This is a genomic window from Deinococcus rhizophilus (genome assembly GCF_030271215.1).
Classification (GTDB): domain Bacteria; phylum Deinococcota; class Deinococci; order Deinococcales; family Deinococcaceae; genus Deinococcus; species Deinococcus rhizophilus.
The window spans coordinates 1-1,556 of the sequence record NZ_JASNGB010000315.1 but is presented as its reverse complement, the minus strand read 5'-3'; the positions used below and the strand labels follow the sequence as shown (position 1 = coordinate 1,556).

Annotated in this window: 2 protein-coding genes; both read right to left on the bottom strand. The window is 63.2% G+C overall.

Translation table 11 applies throughout. The annotated features are described in order from the left end of the window. Positions 1-5: 5 nt before the first annotated feature. Positions 6-839 carry a cation transporter gene (locus QOL99_RS16965; protein WP_285525557.1) on the bottom strand — a complete coding sequence of 278 codons (834 nt, stop codon included), beginning with the start codon at positions 837-839 and terminating at the stop codon, positions 6-8. Further along, positions 836-1,201, bottom strand: a complete 366-nt coding sequence (locus QOL99_RS16960) for an ArsR/SmtB family transcription factor (RefSeq protein ID WP_285525556.1) — start codon at positions 1,199-1,201, stop codon at positions 836-838. The genes QOL99_RS16965 and QOL99_RS16960 overlap by 4 nt, the downstream gene beginning before the upstream one ends. Between the last annotated feature and the right edge of the window lie 355 nt (positions 1,202-1,556).

Below are 1,556 nucleotides of genomic sequence, written 5' to 3'. Positions count from 1 at the left end.
AGCCTTCACTTTGCGCTTGGTAGCAGCTTCCTTAAACCACCCCCAGAGAGCTTGAGAATCCGCAGCGCCCCCGAGGCCACCAAGGCGAACACCAGGGCACCGATCACCAGATCAGGCAGCCGCGAGCCGGTCAGGTAGACCAGCACCCCCGCCGCGATGACTCCCAGGTTCACCAGCACATCGTTGGTGGTGAAAATCCAACTGGCCCGCATGTGTGCCTCCTGGCTCCGGGCACGTTGCAGCACCAACAGCGCGGCGACGTTCCCTGCCAGGGCAATCAGGGAAATCCCGATCATCAGGCCGAAGCTCGGCTCCTCCCCCGTCCCCAGGACACGGCGCACGACCTCCAGTGCCCCGAAGGCCGCCAGCGCCAATTGGAAGTACCCGCTCACCCGCGCGACCCGCTTCTTGTAAATGGCCGCCCTGCCCACCGCGAACAGGCTCAGCCCGTAGACCAAGGCATCGGCCAGCATGTCCAGGCTGTCGGCCACCAGGCCCATCGAGCGAGCAATCAGGCCCGTAGTGAGTTCGAGGATAAACAGCCCAGCGTTGATGAAAAGCACGATCCAGAGCAGGCGGCGCTGCTGATCGTCGCTCGCATCCACCACCTCGTCCTCGTCCACCTCAGCACGTTCAACCAAGGACGCGCCCAGCTTCAACTCGCCCATCAGGCGTTCAATGGTCGGGGCGTTGCCGCTGTGGGTGACCATGACCGTGCGGGCGGGGAGGTCAAAGGCAAGGTGGGCGATGTCGGGTTGGCCCTCCAGCTTCATACGGACGAGCTGCTCTTCGGCGGAACAGTCCATCTGGGGCACCTTGAAGGTCAGGCGCTCCATCATGAGAGGCTCCCTTCCACCTGCGGCGTGTCCGTCTCGGCGTAGCGGGTGCAGGCGTAGACACCACGCGCCACCTCGGCCACCATAGTGTCCGCAAGGCCCAGGAGGGTAGTGATTCGCCCGTCGCTGAGCCGGTAATGGACATAGCGGCCCTGTTGCGCCGATGAGACCAGGCCGCACTCGCGCAGACAGGACAGGTGGTTGGAGACGTTGGGTTGTTGCAGGCCGACGTGGGCAGCGAGGTCCCCGACAGTGCGGGGGCCGTCACGCAAGGCTTCGAGGATGGCGAGGCGGGAAGGGTCGGCCAGGCCACGGAACAGCTTGGCCCGCAGGGCGAGCAGTTCGGAGGATACAGCGAGAGTCATCGGAACGTATCATTACATCATGATGTAATGATACAAGTGAGGGCCGCCTCTTTTCCTGCGCTTTCCGCTTCTGACTGCTCAAGTTCCGTCTTCGCCTCAGGCGATGGCACTTTGGGTATGGAAGGTAGATTTCTACGCTGCCGCTCCCCTATCAGCGGCTCCTTTTTCCCACAAAAATGCCGCCACGGGCAGAAAGCGGCACTTCCTCACCAACCTGTCTAATCCTTTTGCGACCAGACGCAGCTTCCCTGACGGACCCCCTCGATGTCGAGCGCTCCGGCGTGCAAGGTGATGGTGGCAAGCGACAGGCCGTGGAGTGAACCCAATCGGGCGGACCGCGGGGCAAGTCACGTCT